Genomic DNA, 18,708 nt, shown 5'->3' with positions numbered 1-18,708 from the left:
AGATCCATGACCGTATCTGCCGCCCCGCACAGACTGATCAAGAGCGCCACTGGCGATTGGGAGGTCGTGATCGGCATGGAAATCCATGCCCAGGTCACCTCGAACGCAAAGCTGTTCTCGGGCGCGTCGACCGCATTCGGCGGCGACCCCAACTCCCATGTCTCGCTGGTCGATGCCGCGATGCCGGGCATGCTGCCCGTGATCAACGAGGAGTGCGTCCGCCAGGCGGTGCGTACCGGCCTCGGGCTGAACGCGAAGATCAACCTGCGCTCGGTGTTCGACCGCAAGAACTATTTCTATCCGGACTCGCCGCAGGGCTACCAGATCAGCCAGTACAAGTCGCCGATCGTGGGCGAGGGCGAGGTGTCGCTCGAGCTCGACGGCGGCCGTAGCGTCACGATCGGGATCGAGCGGCTGCATCTGGAGCAGGACGCCGGCAAGTTGCTGCACGATCAGTCGCCGACGATGTCCTACGTCGACCTCAACCGGTGTGGCGTGGCGCTGATGGAGATCGTCTCCAAGCCCGACATCCGTGACGCCGAGCAGGCCAAGGCCTATGTCTCCAAGCTGCGCTCGATCCTGCGCTACCTCGGCACCTGCGACGGCGACATGGAGAAGGGCAATCTGCGCGCCGACGTCAACGTCTCGGTGCGCCGCCACGGCGAGACCGCGCTCGGCACCCGCTGTGAAATCAAGAACATGAACTCGGTCAACTTCATCGGCCAGGCGATCGAGTACGAGGCGCGGCGTCAGATCGAGATCATCGAGGACGGCGGCTCGATCGAGCAGGAAACCCGGCTGTTCGACCCGAACAAGGGCGAGACGCGTTCGATGCGCTCCAAGGAAGAGGCGCACGACTACCGTTACTTCCCGGATCCCGATCTCTTGCCGCTCGAATTCAGCCAGGCCTTCGTCGACGAACTCAAGGCGCAGCTGCCGGAACTGCCGGACGAGAAGAAGTCCCGTTTTATTACGGGCTTCGGCCTGTCGCCCTATGATGCGAGCGTGCTGGTCGCCGAGCGCGAGAGCGCCGAGTTCTACGAGACGGTGCTGTCAGGTCTCGCCGACAAGGCGCGCGACGGCAAGCTCGCCGCCAACTGGGTGATCAACGAACTGTTCGGTCGTCTCAACAAGGAAGGCGTGGAGATCGCAGCCTCGCCGGTGTCGGCAAAGCAACTCGGTGCGATCGTCGATCTGATCGGAGAGAAAACGATTTCCGGCAAGATCGCCAAGGACTTGTTCGAGATCGTCTGGCAGGAAGGCGGCGATCCGCGCACGCTCGTCGAGACGCGCGGCATGAAGCAGGTCACCGACCTCGGCGCGATCGAGAAGGTGGTCGACGACATCATCGCGGCCAATCCCGACAAGGTCGAGCAGGCGAAGGCGAAGCCGCAACTGGCGAGTTGGTTCGTCGGTCAGGTGATGAAGTCGTCGGGCGGCAAGGCGAACCCGCAGGCAGTCAACGACCTCTTGAAGTCGAAGCTCGGCATCTGACCGAACAGGACAATGATGTTGTCCTTGGCGCATGATCCAACCGGATCATGCTCTCGCGCGATCGCCTCTCGTGTCGTCGCGCGCGCGTGAACGCGACGTGATCCCGCCTCACACCCTCCCGCGACCGTCGCACTGACGCCCTCGGCGCCGAATCGCCGAAGCTGCGATTCGTTCGCGAATCCGGTCCGGGTGACCTCAAACGAGGCAAAAGTCGTCTTACCCACGAAAATTTTTTCGTTGCCAAAAATTACGACTCGGCGTCTATGCCGCGCCGCTTTTCGTCGTCACTCGCGACTCGGCGCAACGACGATCGCGCGTCGATCGCTTCAATTCGAATTCATGAAAAGCCTACAGTACAAGGTATTTCCTGCAACGTTGACAAATGCCGATGTCGGCCGCTGTTGCACTTCTCGCATCGTCGCGCGAAGCATTGTCGATTTGAACGGCGACGCGCGCTGTGCGCACTGCCGTCGCTGCGTCAACACTTCCTTAAGCGGGACACTGTTTTTTTCGGTCTGTTGGTGTATTCGGGAAGTAGTGCATATCGATTCCCGAGTGCACGCAGCGAACTAGAGAGCCATCTCACATACTGGAGGGCAACATGGCTAAGAAGGCAAAGAAGGCGAAGAAGGCGAAGAAGGCCAAGAGCGCAGTGAAGAAGACTGCGAAGAAGACCCGCAAGGTCGCCAAGAAGAAGTAAGCCTCTCGCCTTGAGAGGATTGCCGGCGGCTTGACGCCGGCACGTCGCAAGAGCCAGCGGACGGACTGCTGAGAGGCACATCCCACCCCAAGGCTCTGGCTGACGAAAGAGGGTGTCGGCGAGACATCAGGTCAAACGGCTGGATCGAATTTCGGAGAGGGCAACCTTCCCAAAACCGGTCCGGCAGAAGAAACAGAGATTTCTTCGTTCGGTGCGGAGCCCGCTTGGTTCCGCAATTTCACCGGCGAGAATGCCGAGCTGAAATCTGGTCCTGACGTGTTCGCCGACCCCCTCGTTCCGGCGGCCTGCGCAGCCCGCGCCCTGGCATCCATTTTCCCCATTCCAGTTCTGGACTGACGCTTGGCTTTGCGGCCTCGCGCTGCATTCGTCTGTGCAGCCGGCCGCGCGATGAGCCACCGGACGTGCCACCCATCCATCAGTTTCGAAGCTGACCGCCTGCCGAGACCAGCCGGCGCAAGCGGCCATTGTCCGCCATGGTTATCGTTGTCCGAAACACCAGGGTAAACCGGCGTTCACGAATGCATGGAAGTGCCTGCGGCACAGGCACTTCTACGATTCCTGGAAACGCCCCCGGCAACGCCGATTTACATCCCGTTCATCGCGATACTTAAACCGCTCTTCAAATTTGATGGGCCATGATCATCCCAACAAGCCGGCAAACGGCACGCGGTGATCCCCAAGGATCAACGCGGGGCATGATCAAGAGATCAGCCCGTGACGACAGGGTAGTTCAACAGTGGACGGGGGCCGCGCTCGGGGGAGGGCGGCCAACAACAAAAAGGGGAATGACGACAATGTTTCAGGGGGTCATCGATCAGGAAAGCGCTGTCCCGGTTGCTGCGACTGCGATCCAGGACGTGCTGTTCGAACGTGGCATGTATTGGGCGAGCGGCCGCTCCGGTGTGGTCAACCTCGTCGCGGCGCACAAATGGTTCAACCTGGCGGCGCTCAAGGGACGTACCGATGCGATCGCGCACCGTCGCGAAGTCGCCGAGCAGATGTCCGAGGTTGAGATCGCAGCCGCCCAGCGCGAAGCCCGCGCCTGGATGACGACGCACTAGGCTTTCGTTTCGACGCGTTTTCTTCATGCGAACCGGTATCCACGTCGCTCGAAAACGCTCTGGCCGAGACTGAAGGGAGCTTCGGCTCCCTCACTCCACCTAGAACCAGTATCGCGCCGCGTAGATCACGGTCATGACGGCTCCGGCCACGATCACGAACTGCCTGACGATGTGCGCGGGAAGGATCCGGATCAGGTAGCCTCCCGCATAGCCGCCGACCATGGCGCCGACCAGCATCACTGAAGTCTCCGGCCACCGCACCGCTCCCTGTACGATAAAGATCAATGTGGCGGCGAGCGACACGCAGGTCGCGAGCAGGTTCTTCAACGCCTTGACCGCCCTGATGTCGTTGGGCTCCGTGATCGACAGCACCGCGGTCAGGATGACGCCGAGCCCGGCGCCGAAGAAGCCTCCATAGACACACGCCAGTCCCAGCACAGCGCTGCTTGCAACGGTCGAGGGCAGCGCCGCGGCGTCCCGACGGGCGATGGTCCTGCTCTGGACCTGCGGCGCAAAGGCAAACAGCAGCGTTGCGAATGCGATCAGGCCCGGCACCGGCAGGACGAACAATCGTTCGGGAAGCAGCAGCAGGACGCCGGCGCCGACCGCGCCGCCGAGCGTGGCGACGGCGACGAAGCAGATCGTGCGCCGCGTCGGCGGCGGCAGCTTGCCGCGATCGGCGAGCGCTGCGATCAAATGTCCTGGTGAGATCGCCACCGCATTCGACGCATTGGCGATGACCGCCGGCAAGCCTGCCGCGAGCATCGCCGGAAACGTGATGAGCGTCGAGCCGCCAGCCAACGCGTTGATGATGCCGCCCGCGACACCAGCCGCGAGCAGCAGAAGACCTATCTGGGCATCCATGCTTCACCCTGTTGCAGGGTGAGCAGGCTAACCGGGGGAGCGTCGGCAGGTCTGGAACGTCTGTGACGTCGCTTCAATCGCGCCAATAGAGGCCCGGCGTCGTCCCAAAGGTACGGCGGAACAGGCGGGTGAGGTGGCTCTGGTCGGAAAAGCCCGCATCGGCCGCGACCGCCGCGATCGGCTCGCCATCGCGGAGCAGTTTTCGGGCAAGATTGAGCCGGGCCAGCAGCCGGAAGCCATGCGGCGCGACGCCGAGCTCGCGTTTCACCATGCGGCTGAACCCTTCGCGGCTGCGCCCGAAGCCTGCGGCGATCTCGCCGATCGGTTTCAGGCTGTCCGTCAGGGCGACGCCGAGCTTCGTCCTGTCGACGATGCCGACCGAGCTGGAGGACTCGTGCGACAGGGTGTCGTCGGCGATCTCGAGGATATGCTCGGGCATTATCTCGTCCACGCTCCGCCAGCGAGCCCCGATGCTGATGATCCGGAGCGAAGAGGGAGCGCGGCTCGCCGGAACATAGGCGTTCAGGCAGACCGTCTCCTGGTCCGGGGTCGGCATCGGTGCATGCAGCATTCCTGCCGGAATGAGCGCGGCATGGCCCGCGGGTACGGTGATGGTCGCGCCATCGATACGAAAGGCGCGCGACCCCGACAGCACCAGCACGATCTGGCTCTCATCATGGAAGTGCGGCCTAAGGCCGAGCGAGCCGGCACCGCGCCACGATGCCAGCTCGACGATATCGTCACGGTCTGCTCGCCGATAGTTCCAGGCATTGGTCATGGCGAAGCGAGTGAGCACTGGGGTTTCGAGCCGATAGAGCAGGGTGATCCGCCAGCCTAGCACGGCGGATCACCGGCCGTCAGAGGCACATCAACGCAGCGCCACCGATGCGATCGGCGAGGCCGTTCGCGTCGTCACCATCGCGATGAGGGCGGCGACGAGGTTGGCGGCAGCGCTGATCGCCACCGGAATGAAGTAGCTGTGGCTGATGTCGTAGGCGAAACCGGCGGCGCTTGGGCCCAGCAGCGTGCCAAAGGCGACGCTGGTGTAGAGGATGCCGATGATGCCGCCGACGTTGCGGCCGCCGAAATGGTCGGTGACCACGGCGGGCAGGATCGCAACCCACCCGCCGTAGAACACGCCGAACAGCAGCGCAAAGACCGTGAGTGACCAGAAGCTGCCGGCGATCGCCCAGATCGCCAGCGAGACGGCCATGCCGAGATACATCGCGACCAGAAATGCATCGCGGCCGACCCGGTCGGCGATGCCGCCGAGGAAGAAGCGGCCGGCGGTGCTGCCGACGCCGATCATCCCGAGCAGCAGCACGGCAAGCGTCGGCGCCACCTGATGATCGACGGCAAAGGGCACCAGATGCACGAAGGGCACGAACACCCCAAACGCGCTGATCAGGCAGGCCGCATAGAGCCCGGCAAAGCGGGCGGTCTTGACCGCGCCGCCGATCGAGACGCCGTGGCGCAGCGGCGCGCCCGAGACCGCTTCAAGCGGATCGCCGTCCGGTCCGGTGCCGTAGCGGCGCGGGTCGTCCGCGATCAGCAGCGATGCGCCGATGCCCGCGACGGCGGCGACGACGCCCAGCACGACATAGGCATCGCGCCAGCCGAGGCTCGTGATCAGCCAGGTCGCGAGCGGCGGCATCACCAGCGTGCCGACCCCGATCCCGCTGACGGCGAGGCCCGACGCAAAACCGCGCCGCCGGACGAACCAGCGCTGCACGGCGCCCAGTGTCGGGACATAGGCGCAACCGACGCCGGCGCCGATGCCGATGCTGTAGGCGGCATAGACCTGAAGGATGGTCTGTGCCTGTCCCGCCAGCATCATGCCGAGACCAACCAGCGCCATTCCAAGGCAGGCGAGCCTGCGTGCGCCCCAGCGATCGGCAAGCGGGCCGGAGACGATGCCGAGACCGAAATACAGGAAGCCGGCGAAGGAGAACACCAGCGACACCGAGCCGCGCGAGGCGCCGAACTCCCGCTGCAACGACTCGACAAAGGACGAGAACGTGTAGGCGCTGCCGAAGCCGATGAACGTCACGACGAAGGCTGCGGCAACGACATACCAGCCATAGAACGGCTTTGCTCTCTGATATCCGGCGTGCATGGCGGCGTTCCTCACGATCGTTCTCCTGTTCGTTCTGCTGGCGTGGTGCGATCGCCGGCCGTGGCCGGCGGATAGAGCAGCATCTGCGTGCAGCGAAACAGCGCGATGGTCTTGCCGGTCGTCTCGCTGCGGATCTCGGCATCCCACACCTGGGTCGTACGCCCGGCATGAACGAGGCGCGCCTCGCAACTGACGCTGCCTGCGCGCGCGGCGCCGATGAAATTCGTCTTCAACTCTCCGGTGGCGAAGCCGATCGCCCCGTCAGGCAAGGACGCGAGGCAACCGAACCCGCACGCGGTATCGGCCAACGCGACGATGCTTGCGCCGTGCAGCAGCCCGTGCGGCGAGAAGTGCTTTGCGGCAATCTCGAAGCGGCCGCTGATGTAGCCGCGTCCAGCCTCGAGCCATTGAAACTCCAGCAGGCCGGGCAGGCTGCCGGCTTGCGACGCGTTGATGCGGTCGGCGAGTTGGCCGGTATGGCCGCCTGCGCTGATCTCGCGCAGGGCGAGTTTGTCGGGGACCTCAGTCATGTCGTGGGCTCCGTCGGGGAACCGAAAGCTCGCCATCAGGAATCGCAATAAAGATTAGAAAATCTAACTTTATTGGCTCGGGATTCCCTGCGTTGACGCCGCTTCCAGCATTAACATAGGCTGATAGAGCGCGCAGAGCGTCCGGTTGGCAAATCAGATTTGCTGGGCATCTTGAATTAGAAAATCTACATCATGGAAAGCAAGCTTCCACCCCTGAACGCGCTCAAGGCATTCGAGTCCGCCGCCCGCCACCTCTCGGTGAAGCTCGCGGCCGAGGAGCTGTGCGTGACGCCGGGCGCGGTCAGCCAGATGCTCAAGACGCTGGAAGCCCATCTCGGCATCAAGCTGTTCGAGCGGGTGCCGCGCGGCATCTATCTCACCGACGCGGGCCGCGACTATCTGCCGTCGATCCGCAATGCGTTTCGCCAGATCGCCGATGCTTCGCGCCGCGTCGCTGCATCTGTTGACGTCGGCACGCTGACGGTGAGCGTCACGCCGTTCTTTGCGTCGGCCTGGCTGGTGCCGCGGATGGCGTCGTTTCAGAGCAGTCATCCCGAGATCGATCTGCAGATCGTGACCAGCAATACGGTGGTCGACTTCTCGCGCAGCGGCGTCGACGTCGCGGTGTGCCACGGGCTTGGCCGCTATCCGGGGCTGCGCAGCGACCGCGTCGTCACGGTCGAGATGGTGGTGGTCGCAGCGCCGTCGCTGGTGGCGCGTCTCGGGCGGCCGGCGTCGCCCGGCGAGCTCGCGGGCTGGCCGCAGGTGCATGATGCCGATCGCAAAGGCTGGAGCCTGTGGTTTCAGGCCAATGGCATCGCGGAAGTTCGCACGCCGCGGGGATCCTCGTTCGACGACAGTGGTCTGCTCTTGAAGGCCGTGCTGACCGGGCAGGGCGCAGGCCTCCTGCCGGCGGCGATGGTGGCGAACGAGATCGAAGCCGGCGAGCTGATCCAACTGCTGGAGACATCGCATCTGGAGGAGTTCGCGTACTATCTCGTCTGCCCCGACAACCGGCAGGGGCTTCCGAAGATCGCAGCGTTCAGGGAGTGGATCCTGGGGTCGGTGGCCCAGATGGTGCCTGCGGAGCGTTAGTTCGGCCGCGACGGCCTATCGATAGAACGCGTTGGGCGGCACGCCGAAATGCTTGCGGAACATCGCGGCGAAGGCGCTCTGGCTGGCATAGCCGGCATCGAGCGCGACATCGACCACGCGCGCGCCCTGCGCGAGCCGTTCGAGCGCGAACAGCAGACGGGCCTGCTGACGCCATTCGCCGAAGGTCATGCCGGTCTCCTTGGCGAACAGACGATGGATCGTCTTCGCCGTCAGCTTCAAGCGGTGCGCCCACTGCTCGGCGGTCGAGGCATCGTCCGGGCGGCTCACCAGCGCCGCGCAGATCCGAGCGAGCCTTTTGTCGCGCGGCATCGGCAGATGTAGCGGCAGCACGTCGACTTCGCGGAGCTGGTCGAGCAGCACGCGCATCAGGCGCTCGTCGCTGGTCGCGGGCGCATAGTCCAGCGGGACAGCCATCGCGGCGACGAACAATTCGCGCAGCAGCGGCGAGACCGTGAACACGCAGCTGGCCTGCGGCAGATTGGGCGCCGCGTCAGCATCCACGAACACCGTGCGGATCTTGACCGCGCCGCACATACGGACCTCGTGTTCGAGATCGGCCACCAGCCACACCGCGCGATTGGGCGGCACCACCCAGGTTCCCTCCGCGCAGCGCACGATCATCACGCCTTCGATGGCGTAGAGCAATTGCCCGCGCGGATGCGCGTGCCGGCCGGTCGACGCGCCGCTCGGATAGTCGATCTCCATCGCCGCCATCGGCCGCGCCGTGGCGTGATAATCGAGGTGCCGTGTGATCAACTCGTCCAACACGTCTTCATCTCGCATGTCCCAATCTCGCTAGGTGAGGTCATTCTAGCGTGAGACGGACTTCGGCGCGACAGGTAGTTGCTGGTGTGTCCTTCACCAATGCACTGCCGGATCATGCTCAAGAAGAATGCTGCACTTCTCTATCCCTTCGTTGCCATCGTACTGTGGGCCGGCAACGTCATCGTCTCCCGCCTCTCGGCGCACACGATCGGTCCGCAGGCGATCACCTTCTATCGCCTGCTGGTCGCAGTGCTCCTGATGTCGCCGTTCGTGGCGCTGGCCGCCTGGCGCAATCGCCGCGCGATCTGGCCGCATCTCGGTCCGCTCGCGATCCTCGGCTTCCTTGCGATGTGCCTGTTCCAGAGCCTGTCGTATCTCGCGGCCGAAACCACCACCGCGACCAACATGGCCGTTTTCACCGCGTTGACGCCGCTGTTGACGGTCGCGCTCAGCGCCGTACTGCTCGGCGAACGACCGACCCTCGGCATGATCTGCGGCGCGCCGCTGTCGTTTGCAGGCCTCGTCTATCTCGTCAGCGGCGGCGAGTTGTCGTCGCTGTCGCAAAACGGCGTGCATGCGGGCGACGCGCTGATGCTGCTCGCCGCGATCGTCTATGCGCTGTACGGTGTGCTCCTGAAGCGCTGGGCTCTGCCGATCAGCGGATGGCAGTCGACCTATATGCAGGCGCTGTGTGCGCTGGCGGTGATGTTTCCGGCGTTCCTCGCGACACCGGCGCCGCTGCGGCAGGTCAACGCCGCAACCTTGCCGCTGATCGTCTATGCGGGGGCACTGGCGTCGGTCGTGCTGCCGTTCCTCTGGATCCGCGGCGTCGCACAGCTTGGTCCGAACCGCTGCGCGATCTTCATGAACCTGCTGCCGGTGCTGACGGCCGCAGCCGCGATCGTGATGCTGGGCGAGCCGGTGAGGTCATTCCACGTCATCGGCGGCGGCCTCGCGCTGCTCGGCGTCGCCTGCGCGCAGGCCTTTCCGCGGCCGCTGAAGACCGCGTGCGACGCGCGATAGGGCGCAAGGCAAGGTTGGTGATCTCGCTGTTTTGATCGCATGTGAGAGGCCAGGGCGGAATAGGGGGCTACGGTCGGCGATCACTTGTTCGGCGAAACGGAGTGATCGCGATGTGTGCTGCCTTGCGTGTTTCTTTACCTATTTCCCTGGCCTTGGCGTTGTCTCTCGTGATCCTATCGAGTGCGGTTGCCGACGCCGCAACCGGGCATCACCGGCGCGTGCGGCAGCACCTCATCATCAGTCCGATCGAGCAGGTCGCCCCTCCAGGCTGGTACAGGTATCCAGGCTTCGGGCCGATCCCGCCGGGTGAGAATCGAAACCTGGATCCCTCCACCCGCGGCAGCGGCTGACAGCGGCGCGCCGACGCTCTATCACCTCGATCCCTCCAGGGCGGCGGCCGCGAGCCTGAGTGACCCGCCTCACATCACTTCCGGAACCGTTCGGCGAGAGTTCTGGCCAAGGCGATGCAATGGTGCGTCGGCCCAGATGCGGAGGAGGGTAAGTCATGCGTTCAATTACAGTGAGCTTCGCCGTTGCAACTGCGATTGCTTTGTTCACGTTCGGTCAGTCGGCGTCCGCCGCCCCCATTGGGGCAGTCGTCAAGGCGTGCGACCGAACCGCAGGCTGCAACTACACCCTGAACAAGGCCGGAGACCTGTCGGGGTGCTCCTCGAAAGCCTGCTTCTACTGCCCCAACGACGGCAAGCGGCAGTGCATCGGGATCCAGTAAGATGCCAGGGGCCTGCTTCCAGCGGGCCCCTTTGCTTCTGAGCGTGTGATTTCAAAGCTATGCCGCGTCGGTGATCAGCTTGTGCCGGGATACTTCGGTGACGCGCTTTTCGAGTGTGGCGATGGTCCCCTTGAGATTGGCGTACCGCTCAATGAGCGACCTTGCCAAGATCGGATACCTTGCGTCCGACCGGTCGTGAACTCCCGTGCGCTCTTCCTCGGTCGCGATGTCGGCTTCGATCTGCTGGCAGGCCAGGACAAGATCAGACAGCATCTTGCTGATCGTCGACTCTCGTCCAGTGCCTCCGCGGGCTGTCTCAAAACGATGATGCATGTTCATTTGCGTGCTCCGAATGTCTGAGTTCGGCACACCGGGAACAGCTGGCGCCGAACTATTCGCGGATGCGTCGCAAGTTGCCTGCCAATAGCGGGTCCGTAAGAGTACGGTCGGGGCGGTGTGGCGCGGGTATGTCGCCGGGGGCGACAGTCTGATGGCCCCGCGGACTAGTCTCGCCGCCACGCCGGGATGCAGGGGCTTAGCGTGACGCGCTTGTAGTCGCGAGCGGCGTCCTGATCTCCAGCCTGTTCGGCAAACCTGACCGCGGCCTCTATGTCCAGAGCGGCGGACGCGCTCTCGCAGAACAGGCTGCGAATTTCAGCCCGGTATCGATATGCCCTGTAGTTCATCGGGTTGTATGAAAGCGCCAGATTGTAGTTGTTTCGCTCCTCGGTGGCGCCGCGGCGTGCTTCATCCGACTGATTGGCGAAGTTGGTGAGGCGGTTGAGCGACTGGAGTGTCCCGAGCTGCATGTAACGCAGGGACATCGCGCCAAGACTTGCAGGAAGTGCTTCGCTCGAACGAGAAGGTTGCTCCACCGCGGTGTTCGCGCGCTCGATTTCGATCTTCTTGTATTTTATGGCGTTGTCGTAGTCCCGCAAGCTTTGGAACGTGCTCGATATTTCGCCGTTGATCGGAGCAAGATAGGCGGTCGAGAGCCGTCGATCGCTCAGCAGGCTGAGGCACGCCCGTATCTTTGCCTGCACAGGCAAGACATCGCGACATTCCTTGTCGATCACACGCCGTTCGTCCCGCGAATGCGCCGTCGGCGGGGTCTGCGCAGCAGGCAGAACAATAGCCAGTGCGAGGCAGATCGCTATCTTGAGACCGCGGCTTGGGCCATTCATCTTATGTCGTCGCCTTTAGCCCGATCCCGACCAGCCGACGGATGGCCTCGGGGCGGCCTCTCGATCTCTTGGTGATGCCAAATAATCAAGCCGGGGGGAAGCTGACAACGCAGCTCATGGATAGGGCTCAAGAGTGAGGCCGTTCGTGACTGGGAAAGACCGAACGGCCCCAGCCGGCCCGTAGCACCAAAATGGAAGAAATAGGCCGGCGCTCCAGTTACGGTTCGGCGGGCAAACGGTTTCGCCAGCCAAATGACCCCGCTAGGAGCGCGCAGGTTCGGCTTGACGACAGGTCGTCAACACAAACGCCGCCTTGCTGCATTGCCACTCGCTGCCAAGGGCAGCGCTCGAGACCGGCCGTGGGGCAGCAACCATCGCCAGCACAACGACCATGCAAGCAAGTGAAGTTGCGATGACGAGCCTGCCTGCCTTGGATGCGAAGCGCTGCCCTAGCCAAGGTCTCAGGTCGGCGAAGCGACGAAGCTGGGCGTTACGCAAAACCTGGTCGAGATCCTGGAATTGAATGCCATTGTCGTGCTGCATGGCCTTGCTCCGGAAATGTTCAGGTGAAGAAGACAATGCAGCGAGGTTGGGCGCGGTTTGTTGCGCGCTCGCTTCGAGGCGCTGAAAATGATGTTTCATTCACGCGGAGGTGAATGCCGGTCCAGGCCGAGCTTGCTGCCAGCGATCGCCCTTATTAGACACGTCCACTGTGCCCCGAGCGGGCCCCAGGAGCGCTGGGGGCTTTTCTTTGGGGCCTCGCCGTGTCGGAAATTCGGGGCGCCCTTGGAAGTATTCCGTCTTTGGTGAGCGCTCACCCCGCGGTATGTTGCCGGGGCACCCATAGGGGAGCTTCGGGGAGTGTATACGTGCAAGTCATACGAAATGGGCTTCTGTCACTTATTGCCTTGGCCGCGTTCCCTCTGGAGGGGAGCGCGCAAACTCAGGTCCCAGCACTGGAGTGCGATTTTCCAACGGCTTCAACTGATGGTTGGAACATGGCCGCCTCGATCGTTCAATACTACATTGATACGGCGAGAGGCTGGAGATTGGACCAAGATTCGTTCTCCTTCGATGGCCCGGCAAACATTACGATCGATGGAAAAGAGCAGGCAGCTTCGCTTTCGATCATGATTTCCCGACAGTCGGGCAAAGCTACCAAGACCCTGTCGTCGGGAGGAAAATCCCTTACGGTCAGCGGGGAATGCAAGAAAATGGAATCTGACGGACGAAAGTTCTAAGCGCGCCAACGAGTGGTCAGCTCCCGTCTGGCGGCGCCTGACCTTCTCTATATTTTGAACGCTCTGTTCGGTTTGAGCACGATTGGCCTCCATTTTCAGAGGCCTCCCATTGATCGCGCGGCTCAAGGAGGGCGAAGCGCGAAATATGTCAGCTATATCAAGGCGATATGGCGGAGAGGGAGGGATTCGAACCCTCGATACAGCTTGAGACCGTATGACGCTTTAGCAAAGCGTTGCCTTCAGCCACTCGGCCACCTCTCCAATGGCGCCGATATGCCCGAGAGGACGCTGAGCCGCAAGCGGCAGATTCAGATTGCGACAAGGTGATTTGGTGGCAACTCGGCCGCCGGCCGCCCCGGAGCGGGCGCCGAGGCTCTATCTAGAGTGCCGATTTGGGTGTGGGGGATCGGGCGAATTCTGGAAATATAAGTTATAACAACGGGTTATGTTGAGTTCTCGTCAGGTCCGTCGCAAGGCTGTTGAAAACCGCCTTGCGCCGACTCATTCCGCGCTGGTGCCGCGGTGGAGGTCGGCCTCGATCTGCAAACGGGTGCCGCCGCCGAAGCGGGCGCGATAGACCTGCAGGTTCTCCATGATCCGCTGGACGTAATTCCGGGTCTCGGAGAACGGAATCAGTTCGACCCAGTCGACCGCATCGACCTTGGGATCGCGCGGATCGCCATAGCGCTCGATCCACTTCTTCACGCTGCCGCGACCGGCATTGTAGGCGGCGAAGGTCAGGATGTAGGAGCCGCGATAGTCCTCGAGCAGGCCGCCGAGCTCGGCCGCGCCGAGCGTCGCATTGTAGACCGGGTCGGTCTTCATCCGGTTGAGGTCGAAGCCGATGCCGGCACGCTTGCAGACATAGCGTCCGGCGTCCGGCGTCACCTGCATCAGGCCATAGGCCTGGGCCGGCGACACCACGGCCGGGTTGAACGCGCTCTCTTGGCGCGCAATCGCGTAGACGACGCTTTGCTCGACCTCGGGGCCGACCTGGCGGAAGGAGGGGATGCCGTTGACCGGATAGGCGTAGTGATCGAACGGCAGCCCGCGATTGAGCGCGGCCTTGCCCATCAGCAGCATGCCGCGGGCGTCGCCATGGCGCGCTGTAAGCTCGCCGAGGCCGGCCAGCGCTTCCGGATCGCCATTGTCGCCGAGGTCGCCGAAGATCGGAATCGCGAGCTCGCGCGCGTCGATTTCGTAGAGCAGGGCGACCGCACGGACGATCTCCAGCCGATCGGTGCCACGGCCGCGCGGAGCGCTGTTCAGCTCGATCTGCGGCAGGCCGAGTTTTGCGCGCGCGAGCTGGCCGTAATAACTGGTGGATTGTTCGGCTGCGCGTGCGTAGGCCGCGCGCGCCTCCTGGCTTCGGCCGGCGGCCTCCGCGGCGCGGCCCTGCCAATAGCCGGCACGCGCGAGCGCGGTCGGGTTGGCGCTGCCCACGCCGATCCGCGCGAAATGCTGGGAGGCGAGCGCGGGGTCATTGAGAAAGCGCAGCGCGATCCAGCCCGAGGTGAATTCCTGCTCGGTCTTGTAGATGTCGCGAGCGGGCAGCGCCGCGTCGCGCGCGATCAGATAGGCGGTGCGGAACTCGTTGACGTCGATCATCTTGCGCGCCAGCAGCCGGCGCTCGACCCACCATTCGTCGACGTTGAAGAGACGCGAAGCGTCCTTCGGCGCGCTCAGCATCAGCCGCGCGGCTTCGGCGAATTTCTCCTCGCGGCGGAGCAGCTGGATCTTGGCGAACAGATAGCCGGTGTCGCCGGAGAGTTCGCTCGGCACCGCCTCGATGAGTGCGCGCAGGTTCGAGCCCTTGCGGTTGGCCGCGATGCGCGCCTTGGCGAGCGCCAGATAGCCGGAGCCGAGACGCCTGGCCGCGCGGATGCCGGCGGCTTCGTTGTCGGTGCCGTAGAGCATAGTGTCCATGCGCGCCTTGTGGTCGCCGGCGGTCAGGAACGAGCCGAACAGATCGAGCGCGGTGGTTTCGGTGTCCTCGCTCATCGGATCGTTGCGCCAGGCCTCGCGCACCAGCCGCTCGGCATTGCCGCGGTCGCCGCGTCCGATCATCACCTTGGCGAGCGCGAGCCGGCCCTTGGCCGACACCGGCGATTCATTCTGGAACCAGGCCCAGACCGCGGAGTCGTCGCGATGGTCGTCCCACAGCGAGGCCTCGATGCGGCGACGCAGGAAGGTCTGTGAGGGCCAGCTCGGATTGGCGTCGAGGAAGGCGCGGTAGCGCTCGACCGAAGCACCATTGTCCTCGCTGCGCAGGATCAGCCATTCGGCAAGCTTGCGGGCGACCGGATCGGAGATCGAGGCCTCGGCCTCGGTGGCATCCGACGGCTTGCGCTTGCGCAGCAGCTCGACGACGCTTGCGAGCGCTTCCTTGTCCGACTGCGACGTCGACGATGTCGCGGCCACGGCTGCAGGCAGCACCGGCTTGCGCACGGCGGGTGCGGCGTGCTGGCGGGTCGCCGGAACCAGCGCGGGGGCGGGCACCGACCTGCTCGAGACCGTTCCCGTTGCAGCCGGAGAGGCAGGCCTGGACGCGGTGGTCTTGGACGCACTGGTCTTTGACGGGCTGGTCTTGGATGTGGTGCTCTTGGATTCGGTGGCTTTCGGAGCCGCGGCCTTGTGAGCTTCGGTCTTGGCAGTGCTGTGCTTGGTTTCGCCGCTCTTGGCTTCGCTGTTCTTGGTTGCGGCTGGCTTGGTAGCTGCCGGCTTCGAAGCTGAGGTCTTGGAAGCTGCAGTCTTGGAAGCCGCAGTCTTTGGCGCGGCAGGCTTCGCAGCACCGGATTTGGAAGCCGTGTCCTGGGTCGCCGGCTTGGCGGCCGGAGCATCCTCGGCGGCCCATGCATCGGCCGTGATGGCGGCAAGGCCGACAACGAGCGCGAGGCTCGTCGCCAGCGCCGTCGATCGCAATGTGCCTGCGCGGGAGGAACGGATCACAGAAGTCCTCTGCGGCCCCGAATCATCTGGTCGTTTGGGCCATGGGTTCTTATTTGATTGAAAACGTAGACAAAATACTAAGAAGTCGGCCGGTGCGGCTGTTTGCGCCAGCACAACGGCAAAATCGCGGCTGCAAGCGGTTTCGCGCGCCGCAGATTACCGTTGGGAATAGGTACGGTACGGCCCTTTCGCCTGTCGGTCAGACCCGATATGAATTGCCTCTCATGGCGTTTCGCATCAACCGGGTGCCGGTTGCACGGACGTGAAGCACGACAACAACAAGGGTCCGTCGACCTAGCCTTTAGCCTGAAGCGTTTGGAGGAAGTCCATGGCAGCCAAGACAAAATTCCGGGGATCATTCACTGCCTTGGTGACGCCCTTCAAAGACGGCTCGGTGGATGAGGCGGCGTTCCGCGGCCTCGTGAACTGGCAGATCGCCGAGGGCACGCACGGCCTGGTGCCGGTCGGCACGACGGGCGAGAGCCCGACGCTCAGCCACGACGAGCACAAGCGGGTGGTCGAGTGGTGCATCGAGGAGGCCAAGGGCCGGGTGCCGGTGATCGCCGGCGCCGGCTCGAATTCGACCAAGGAGGCGATCGAGCTCGCCGAGCACGCGGAGAAGGCAGGGGCCAATGCCGTGCTGGTGGTGACGCCGTACTACAACAAGCCGACCCAGGAAGGCATGTATCAGCACTTCAAGGCGATCAACGATGCGATCGGCATTCCGATCATCATCTACAACATCCCGCCGCGCTCGGTGATCGACATGTCGGTCGATACCATGAAGCGGCTGTTCGAGCTGAGGAACATCGCCGGCGTCAAGGACGCGACCGCGAGCATGGTGCGGGTCTCGCAGCAGCGCGCCGCGATGGGCGAGGACTTCAACCAGCTCTCCGGCGAGGACGCGACCATCATCGGCTACATGGCGCATGGCGGCCATGGCTGCATCTCGGTGACCTCGAACGTGGCGCCGCGGCTGTGCTCGGAATTCCAGACTGCCTGGCAGAAGGGTGATGTCACCACTGCGCTGAAGATCCACGACAAGCTGATGCCGCTGCACACCAACCTGTTCATCGAGAGCAATCCGGCGCCGGTGAAGTACGCGATGTCGCTGCTCGGCAAGCTGGACGAGAAGCTGCGTCTGCCGATGGTGCCGGTCGCTGAATCCACGCGCCAGGCCGTTCGCAGTGCCATGGTGCATGCCGGCCTGATCAACTGAGCCGGACCGGTCTCGCCGTGAACAATGCCGTGCGCAATGTCGAACAGAAGGGGATGGGCATGCTGAAGGAATTCCGCGAATTTGCCATGAAGGGCAATGTCGTCGACCTCGCCGTCGGCGTCATCATCGGTGCGGCCTTCGGCGCGATCGTCACCTCGCTGGTCGGCGACATCATCATGCCGATCATCGGCGCGATCACGGGCGGTCTCGACTTTTCCAATTATTTCAGCCCGCTATCTGCGAAGGTGACGGCGAGCAACCTGGCCGACGCCAAGAAGCAGGGCGCGGTGCTGGCCTGGGGCAACTTCCTGACGCTGACACTCAACTTCCTGATCATCGCCTTCGTTCTGTTCCTGGTCATTCGTGCCATGAACCAGTTCAAGCGCAAGGATGAGGCCAAGCCCGCCGAGCCGCCGAAGCCGTCTGACGAAGTCGTGCTGCTGACGGAAATCCGCGACCTTCTCAAGAAGAGCTAAAGTGGCCGAAAAGAACGAACGCCCGATCAAGGTTGTCGCCGAAAACCGAAAGGCCCGCTTCAACTACGCAATCGAGGACACGATCGAGGCCGGCATTTCGTTGACCGGCACCGAGGTGAAATCAATCCGCAGCGGCAAGAGCACGATCGCGGAATCCTATGCGGATTCCAAGGACGGCGAGATATGGCTGATCAACGCCAATATCCCCGAATATCTGCAGGCCAACCGCTTCAACCATGAGCCGAAGCGGCCGCGGAAGCTGCTGCTGCATCGCAAGCAGATCAACAAGCTGCTCGGCGCCGTCGACCGCGAGGGCATGACGCTCATTCCGCTGAAGCTGTACTTCAACGAGCGCGGCCGTGCCAAACTGCTGCTCGCAGTCGCCAAGGGCAAGAAGCTGCACGACAAGCGCGAGACCGAGAAGAAGCGCGACTGGAGTCGGGAGAAGGGCCGCCTGATGCGGTCGCGGGGATAGCCTGTTCGAGCCGCCGTCACCGCGCTGACGGTCGATGGAGATGGTCCGATGACCCAAAGCAGCCTCACCGAAGTCGACTGGAGCAAGATCCCGGCGCCCAAGGACGATGGCGGCGCGGCGCATCTGACCGGCATGACCATCCCGCCGGTCAGGCTGCGCGCCACCGACGACACCTCGGTGGCGCTGTCGGCGCTCGAGGGGCGCACCGTGGTGTTCGCCTATCCGCGAACCGGCGAGCCCGGCAAGATCGGGCTGGTCGACGATTGGGACATGATCCCGGGCGCCCGTGGCTGTACGCCGCAGACCTGCGCATTCCGCGATCTGTTCGCCGAGCTGAAGGCCGCCGGTGCTGCCCAGGTGTTCGGGCTGTCGACGCAAAGCAATGACTACCAAACCGAGATGGCGTCGCGGCTGCATCTGCCGTTCCCGGTGCTGTCCGATGAAGCGCTGGAACTGACCCACACGCTGAGATTGCCGACGATGTCGGTGGCGGGTCTGACGCTGATCAAGCGGCTTGCGCTCATCATCGACGATGCGCGCATCACGCACGTTTTTTATCCGGTGTTTCCGCCCGACCGGAACGCCGGCGATGTGCTGGAATGGCTGAAGCACAATCCGCGGAGGGACTAGCTGGAGCAATATGAAATTATGGCGCCGTCGCAGGGGGCGCTGCCAAATATCGAAAACAACCCCATGCAAAGTAGCCGGCGGCCGCCGGCGTACGACCGGGCAACTTGACACGTC

The 18,708-nt window shown here is 63.6% G+C and carries 19 protein-coding genes and 1 tRNA gene; 10 read left to right on the top strand and 10 right to left on the bottom strand.

Annotated features, from left to right (window positions below; translation table 11 throughout):
• Window positions 1-6 precede the first annotated feature (6 nt).
• The gene (gene gatB / locus FNJ47_RS01580) at window positions 7-1,494 is read left to right on the top strand and encodes an Asp-tRNA(Asn)/Glu-tRNA(Gln) amidotransferase subunit GatB (RefSeq protein ID WP_163149789.1); all 1,488 of its coding nucleotides are present in this window, start codon (window positions 7-9) and stop codon (window positions 1,492-1,494) included.
• A gap of 1,515 nt (window positions 1,495-3,009) precedes the next feature.
• Window positions 3,010-3,276: a hypothetical protein gene (locus FNJ47_RS01575; protein WP_163149904.1), complete on the top strand. Its 267-nt coding sequence runs from the start codon at window positions 3,010-3,012 to the stop codon at window positions 3,274-3,276.
• A 99-nt stretch (window positions 3,277-3,375) separates the two neighbouring features.
• On the opposite strand, the gene FNJ47_RS01570 is transcribed toward FNJ47_RS01575, so the two are convergent.
• The 4 genes from FNJ47_RS01570 to FNJ47_RS01555 all read right to left on the bottom strand — a co-directional run bounded on the left by FNJ47_RS01570 (window position 3,376) and on the right by FNJ47_RS01555 (window position 6,786).
• Window positions 3,376-4,140 carry a sulfite exporter TauE/SafE family protein gene (locus tag FNJ47_RS01570; protein WP_163149786.1) on the bottom strand — a complete coding sequence of 255 codons (765 nt, stop codon included), beginning with the start codon at window positions 4,138-4,140 and terminating at the stop codon, window positions 3,376-3,378.
• Window positions 4,141-4,213: 73 nt separating this feature from the next.
• Window positions 4,214-4,981, bottom strand: a complete 768-nt coding sequence (locus tag FNJ47_RS01565) for a helix-turn-helix domain-containing protein (protein ID WP_163149783.1) — start codon at window positions 4,979-4,981, stop codon at window positions 4,214-4,216.
• Between the two features lie 27 nt (window positions 4,982-5,008).
• On the bottom strand, window positions 5,009-6,256 hold the full coding sequence (locus FNJ47_RS01560) for an MFS transporter (protein ID WP_163149901.1): 1,248 nt from the start codon (window positions 6,254-6,256) through the stop codon (window positions 5,009-5,011).
• An 11-nt stretch (window positions 6,257-6,267) separates the two neighbouring features.
• A complete protein-coding gene (locus FNJ47_RS01555; RefSeq protein WP_163149780.1) occupies window positions 6,268-6,786 on the bottom strand; it encodes a PaaI family thioesterase in 519 nt (172 codons plus the stop codon).
• Between the two features lie 192 nt (window positions 6,787-6,978).
• Between FNJ47_RS01555 and gcvA the strand changes: the two genes are divergently transcribed.
• Window positions 6,979-7,881 carry a transcriptional regulator GcvA gene (gcvA, locus tag FNJ47_RS01550; RefSeq protein ID WP_165445480.1) on the top strand — a complete coding sequence of 301 codons (903 nt, stop codon included), beginning with the start codon at window positions 6,979-6,981 and terminating at the stop codon, window positions 7,879-7,881.
• A 15-nt stretch (window positions 7,882-7,896) separates the two neighbouring features.
• Here the strand turns inward: gcvA and FNJ47_RS01545 are convergent, their stop codons facing one another.
• Window positions 7,897-8,685, bottom strand: coding sequence for an AraC family transcriptional regulator (locus FNJ47_RS01545; protein WP_163149778.1), 789 nt, complete (start codon window positions 8,683-8,685; stop codon window positions 7,897-7,899).
• Between the two features lie 96 nt (window positions 8,686-8,781).
• Between FNJ47_RS01545 and FNJ47_RS01540 the strand changes: the two genes are divergently transcribed.
• Both FNJ47_RS01540 and FNJ47_RS01535 read left to right on the top strand, forming a co-directional pair.
• Window positions 8,782-9,690, top strand: coding sequence for a DMT family transporter (locus tag FNJ47_RS01540; RefSeq protein WP_163149776.1), 909 nt, complete (start codon window positions 8,782-8,784; stop codon window positions 9,688-9,690).
• A 505-nt stretch (window positions 9,691-10,195) separates the two neighbouring features.
• Window positions 10,196-10,420 carry a hypothetical protein gene (locus FNJ47_RS01535; protein ID WP_163149774.1) on the top strand — a complete coding sequence of 75 codons (225 nt, stop codon included), beginning with the start codon at window positions 10,196-10,198 and terminating at the stop codon, window positions 10,418-10,420.
• Window positions 10,421-10,477: 57 nt separating this feature from the next.
• On the opposite strand, the gene FNJ47_RS01530 is transcribed toward FNJ47_RS01535, so the two are convergent.
• The 3 genes from FNJ47_RS01530 to FNJ47_RS01520 form a co-directional block, all read right to left on the bottom strand.
• Window positions 10,478-10,759: a hypothetical protein gene (locus FNJ47_RS01530; RefSeq protein WP_163149772.1), complete on the bottom strand. Its 282-nt coding sequence runs from the start codon at window positions 10,757-10,759 to the stop codon at window positions 10,478-10,480.
• A gap of 164 nt (window positions 10,760-10,923) precedes the next feature.
• On the bottom strand, window positions 10,924-11,496 hold the full coding sequence (locus FNJ47_RS01525; RefSeq protein ID WP_347341597.1) for a hypothetical protein: 573 nt from the start codon (window positions 11,494-11,496) through the stop codon (window positions 10,924-10,926).
• 369 nt (window positions 11,497-11,865) lie between these two features.
• Entirely contained in the window at window positions 11,866-12,246 is a 381-nt protein-coding gene (locus FNJ47_RS01520) for a hypothetical protein (protein WP_163149658.1), read from the bottom strand.
• A gap of 227 nt (window positions 12,247-12,473) precedes the next feature.
• On the opposite strand from FNJ47_RS01520, the gene FNJ47_RS01515 reads away from it, so the two are divergent.
• Window positions 12,474-12,845 (top strand): hypothetical protein, encoded by a 372-nt coding sequence (locus FNJ47_RS01515; RefSeq protein ID WP_163149768.1) that lies wholly within the window; start codon window positions 12,474-12,476, stop codon window positions 12,843-12,845.
• A gap of 168 nt (window positions 12,846-13,013) precedes the next feature.
• Here FNJ47_RS01515 and FNJ47_RS01510 read toward each other — a convergent pair.
• Both FNJ47_RS01510 and FNJ47_RS01505 read right to left on the bottom strand, forming a co-directional pair.
• Window positions 13,014-13,106, bottom strand: a tRNA-Ser gene (locus FNJ47_RS01510).
• Between the two features lie 240 nt (window positions 13,107-13,346).
• The gene (locus tag FNJ47_RS01505) at window positions 13,347-15,791 is read right to left on the bottom strand and encodes a lytic transglycosylase domain-containing protein (protein WP_430649342.1); all 2,445 of its coding nucleotides are present in this window, start codon (window positions 15,789-15,791) and stop codon (window positions 13,347-13,349) included.
• A gap of 331 nt (window positions 15,792-16,122) precedes the next feature.
• On the opposite strand from FNJ47_RS01505, the gene dapA reads away from it, so the two are divergent.
• From dapA to FNJ47_RS01485, 4 genes are read left to right on the top strand one after another with little or no spacing between them, the layout of a single operon-like run.
• The gene (gene dapA / locus FNJ47_RS01500; RefSeq protein WP_163149766.1) at window positions 16,123-17,013 is read left to right on the top strand and encodes a 4-hydroxy-tetrahydrodipicolinate synthase; all 891 of its coding nucleotides are present in this window, start codon (window positions 16,123-16,125) and stop codon (window positions 17,011-17,013) included.
• Window positions 17,014-17,072: 59 nt separating this feature from the next.
• Window positions 17,073-17,489, top strand: coding sequence for a large conductance mechanosensitive channel protein MscL (gene mscL, locus FNJ47_RS01495; protein WP_163149892.1), 417 nt, complete (start codon window positions 17,073-17,075; stop codon window positions 17,487-17,489).
• Between the two features lies 1 nt (window position 17,490).
• Entirely contained in the window at window positions 17,491-17,964 is a 474-nt protein-coding gene (smpB, locus tag FNJ47_RS01490; RefSeq protein ID WP_163149763.1) for an SsrA-binding protein SmpB, read from the top strand.
• Between the two features lie 48 nt (window positions 17,965-18,012).
• Window positions 18,013-18,594 (top strand): peroxiredoxin, encoded by a 582-nt coding sequence (locus FNJ47_RS01485; RefSeq protein ID WP_163149760.1) that lies wholly within the window; start codon window positions 18,013-18,015, stop codon window positions 18,592-18,594.
• The last annotated feature ends 114 nt before the right edge of the window (window positions 18,595-18,708 follow it).

It is taken from the genome of Bradyrhizobium uaiense (genome assembly GCF_010811875.1).
GTDB classification, from domain to species: domain Bacteria; phylum Pseudomonadota; class Alphaproteobacteria; order Rhizobiales; family Xanthobacteraceae; genus Bradyrhizobium; species Bradyrhizobium uaiense.
Note: the sequence above shows the minus strand (reverse complement) of the source record. Positions and strands in the feature narration are given on the sequence as shown.

Bases quoted from the DNA above. Each gene is read 5' to 3' on its own strand.
- FNJ47_RS01555 (WP_163149780.1), bottom strand. From the start codon at position 6,786: ATGACTGAGGTCCCCGACAAACTCGCCCTGCGCGAGATCAGCGCAGGC.
- FNJ47_RS01575 (WP_163149904.1), top strand. From the start codon at position 3,010: ATGTTTCAGGGGGTCATCGATCAGGAAAGCGCTGTCCCGGTTGCTGCG.
- FNJ47_RS01535 (WP_163149774.1), top strand. From the start codon at position 10,196: ATGCGTTCAATTACAGTGAGCTTCGCCGTTGCAACTGCGATTGCTTTG.
- FNJ47_RS01560 (WP_163149901.1), bottom strand. From the start codon at position 6,256: ATGCACGCCGGATATCAGAGAGCAAAGCCGTTCTATGGCTGGTATGTC.
- FNJ47_RS01485 (WP_163149760.1), top strand. From the start codon at position 18,013: ATGACCCAAAGCAGCCTCACCGAAGTCGACTGGAGCAAGATCCCGGCG.
- gatB (WP_163149789.1), top strand. From the start codon at position 7: ATGACCGTATCTGCCGCCCCGCACAGACTGATCAAGAGCGCCACTGGC.
- FNJ47_RS01545 (WP_163149778.1), bottom strand. From the start codon at position 8,685: ATGCGAGATGAAGACGTGTTGGACGAGTTGATCACACGGCACCTCGAT.
- FNJ47_RS01520 (WP_163149658.1), bottom strand. From the start codon at position 12,246: ATGAAACATCATTTTCAGCGCCTCGAAGCGAGCGCGCAACAAACCGCG.
- FNJ47_RS01530 (WP_163149772.1), bottom strand. From the start codon at position 10,759: ATGAACATGCATCATCGTTTTGAGACAGCCCGCGGAGGCACTGGACGA.
- dapA (WP_163149766.1), top strand. From the start codon at position 16,123: ATGGCAGCCAAGACAAAATTCCGGGGATCATTCACTGCCTTGGTGACG.
- FNJ47_RS01540 (WP_163149776.1), top strand. From the start codon at position 8,782: ATGCTCAAGAAGAATGCTGCACTTCTCTATCCCTTCGTTGCCATCGTA.
- mscL (WP_163149892.1), top strand. From the start codon at position 17,073: ATGCTGAAGGAATTCCGCGAATTTGCCATGAAGGGCAATGTCGTCGAC.
- gcvA (WP_165445480.1), top strand. From the start codon at position 6,979: ATGGAAAGCAAGCTTCCACCCCTGAACGCGCTCAAGGCATTCGAGTCC.
- FNJ47_RS01570 (WP_163149786.1), bottom strand. From the start codon at position 4,140: ATGGATGCCCAGATAGGTCTTCTGCTGCTCGCGGCTGGTGTCGCGGGC.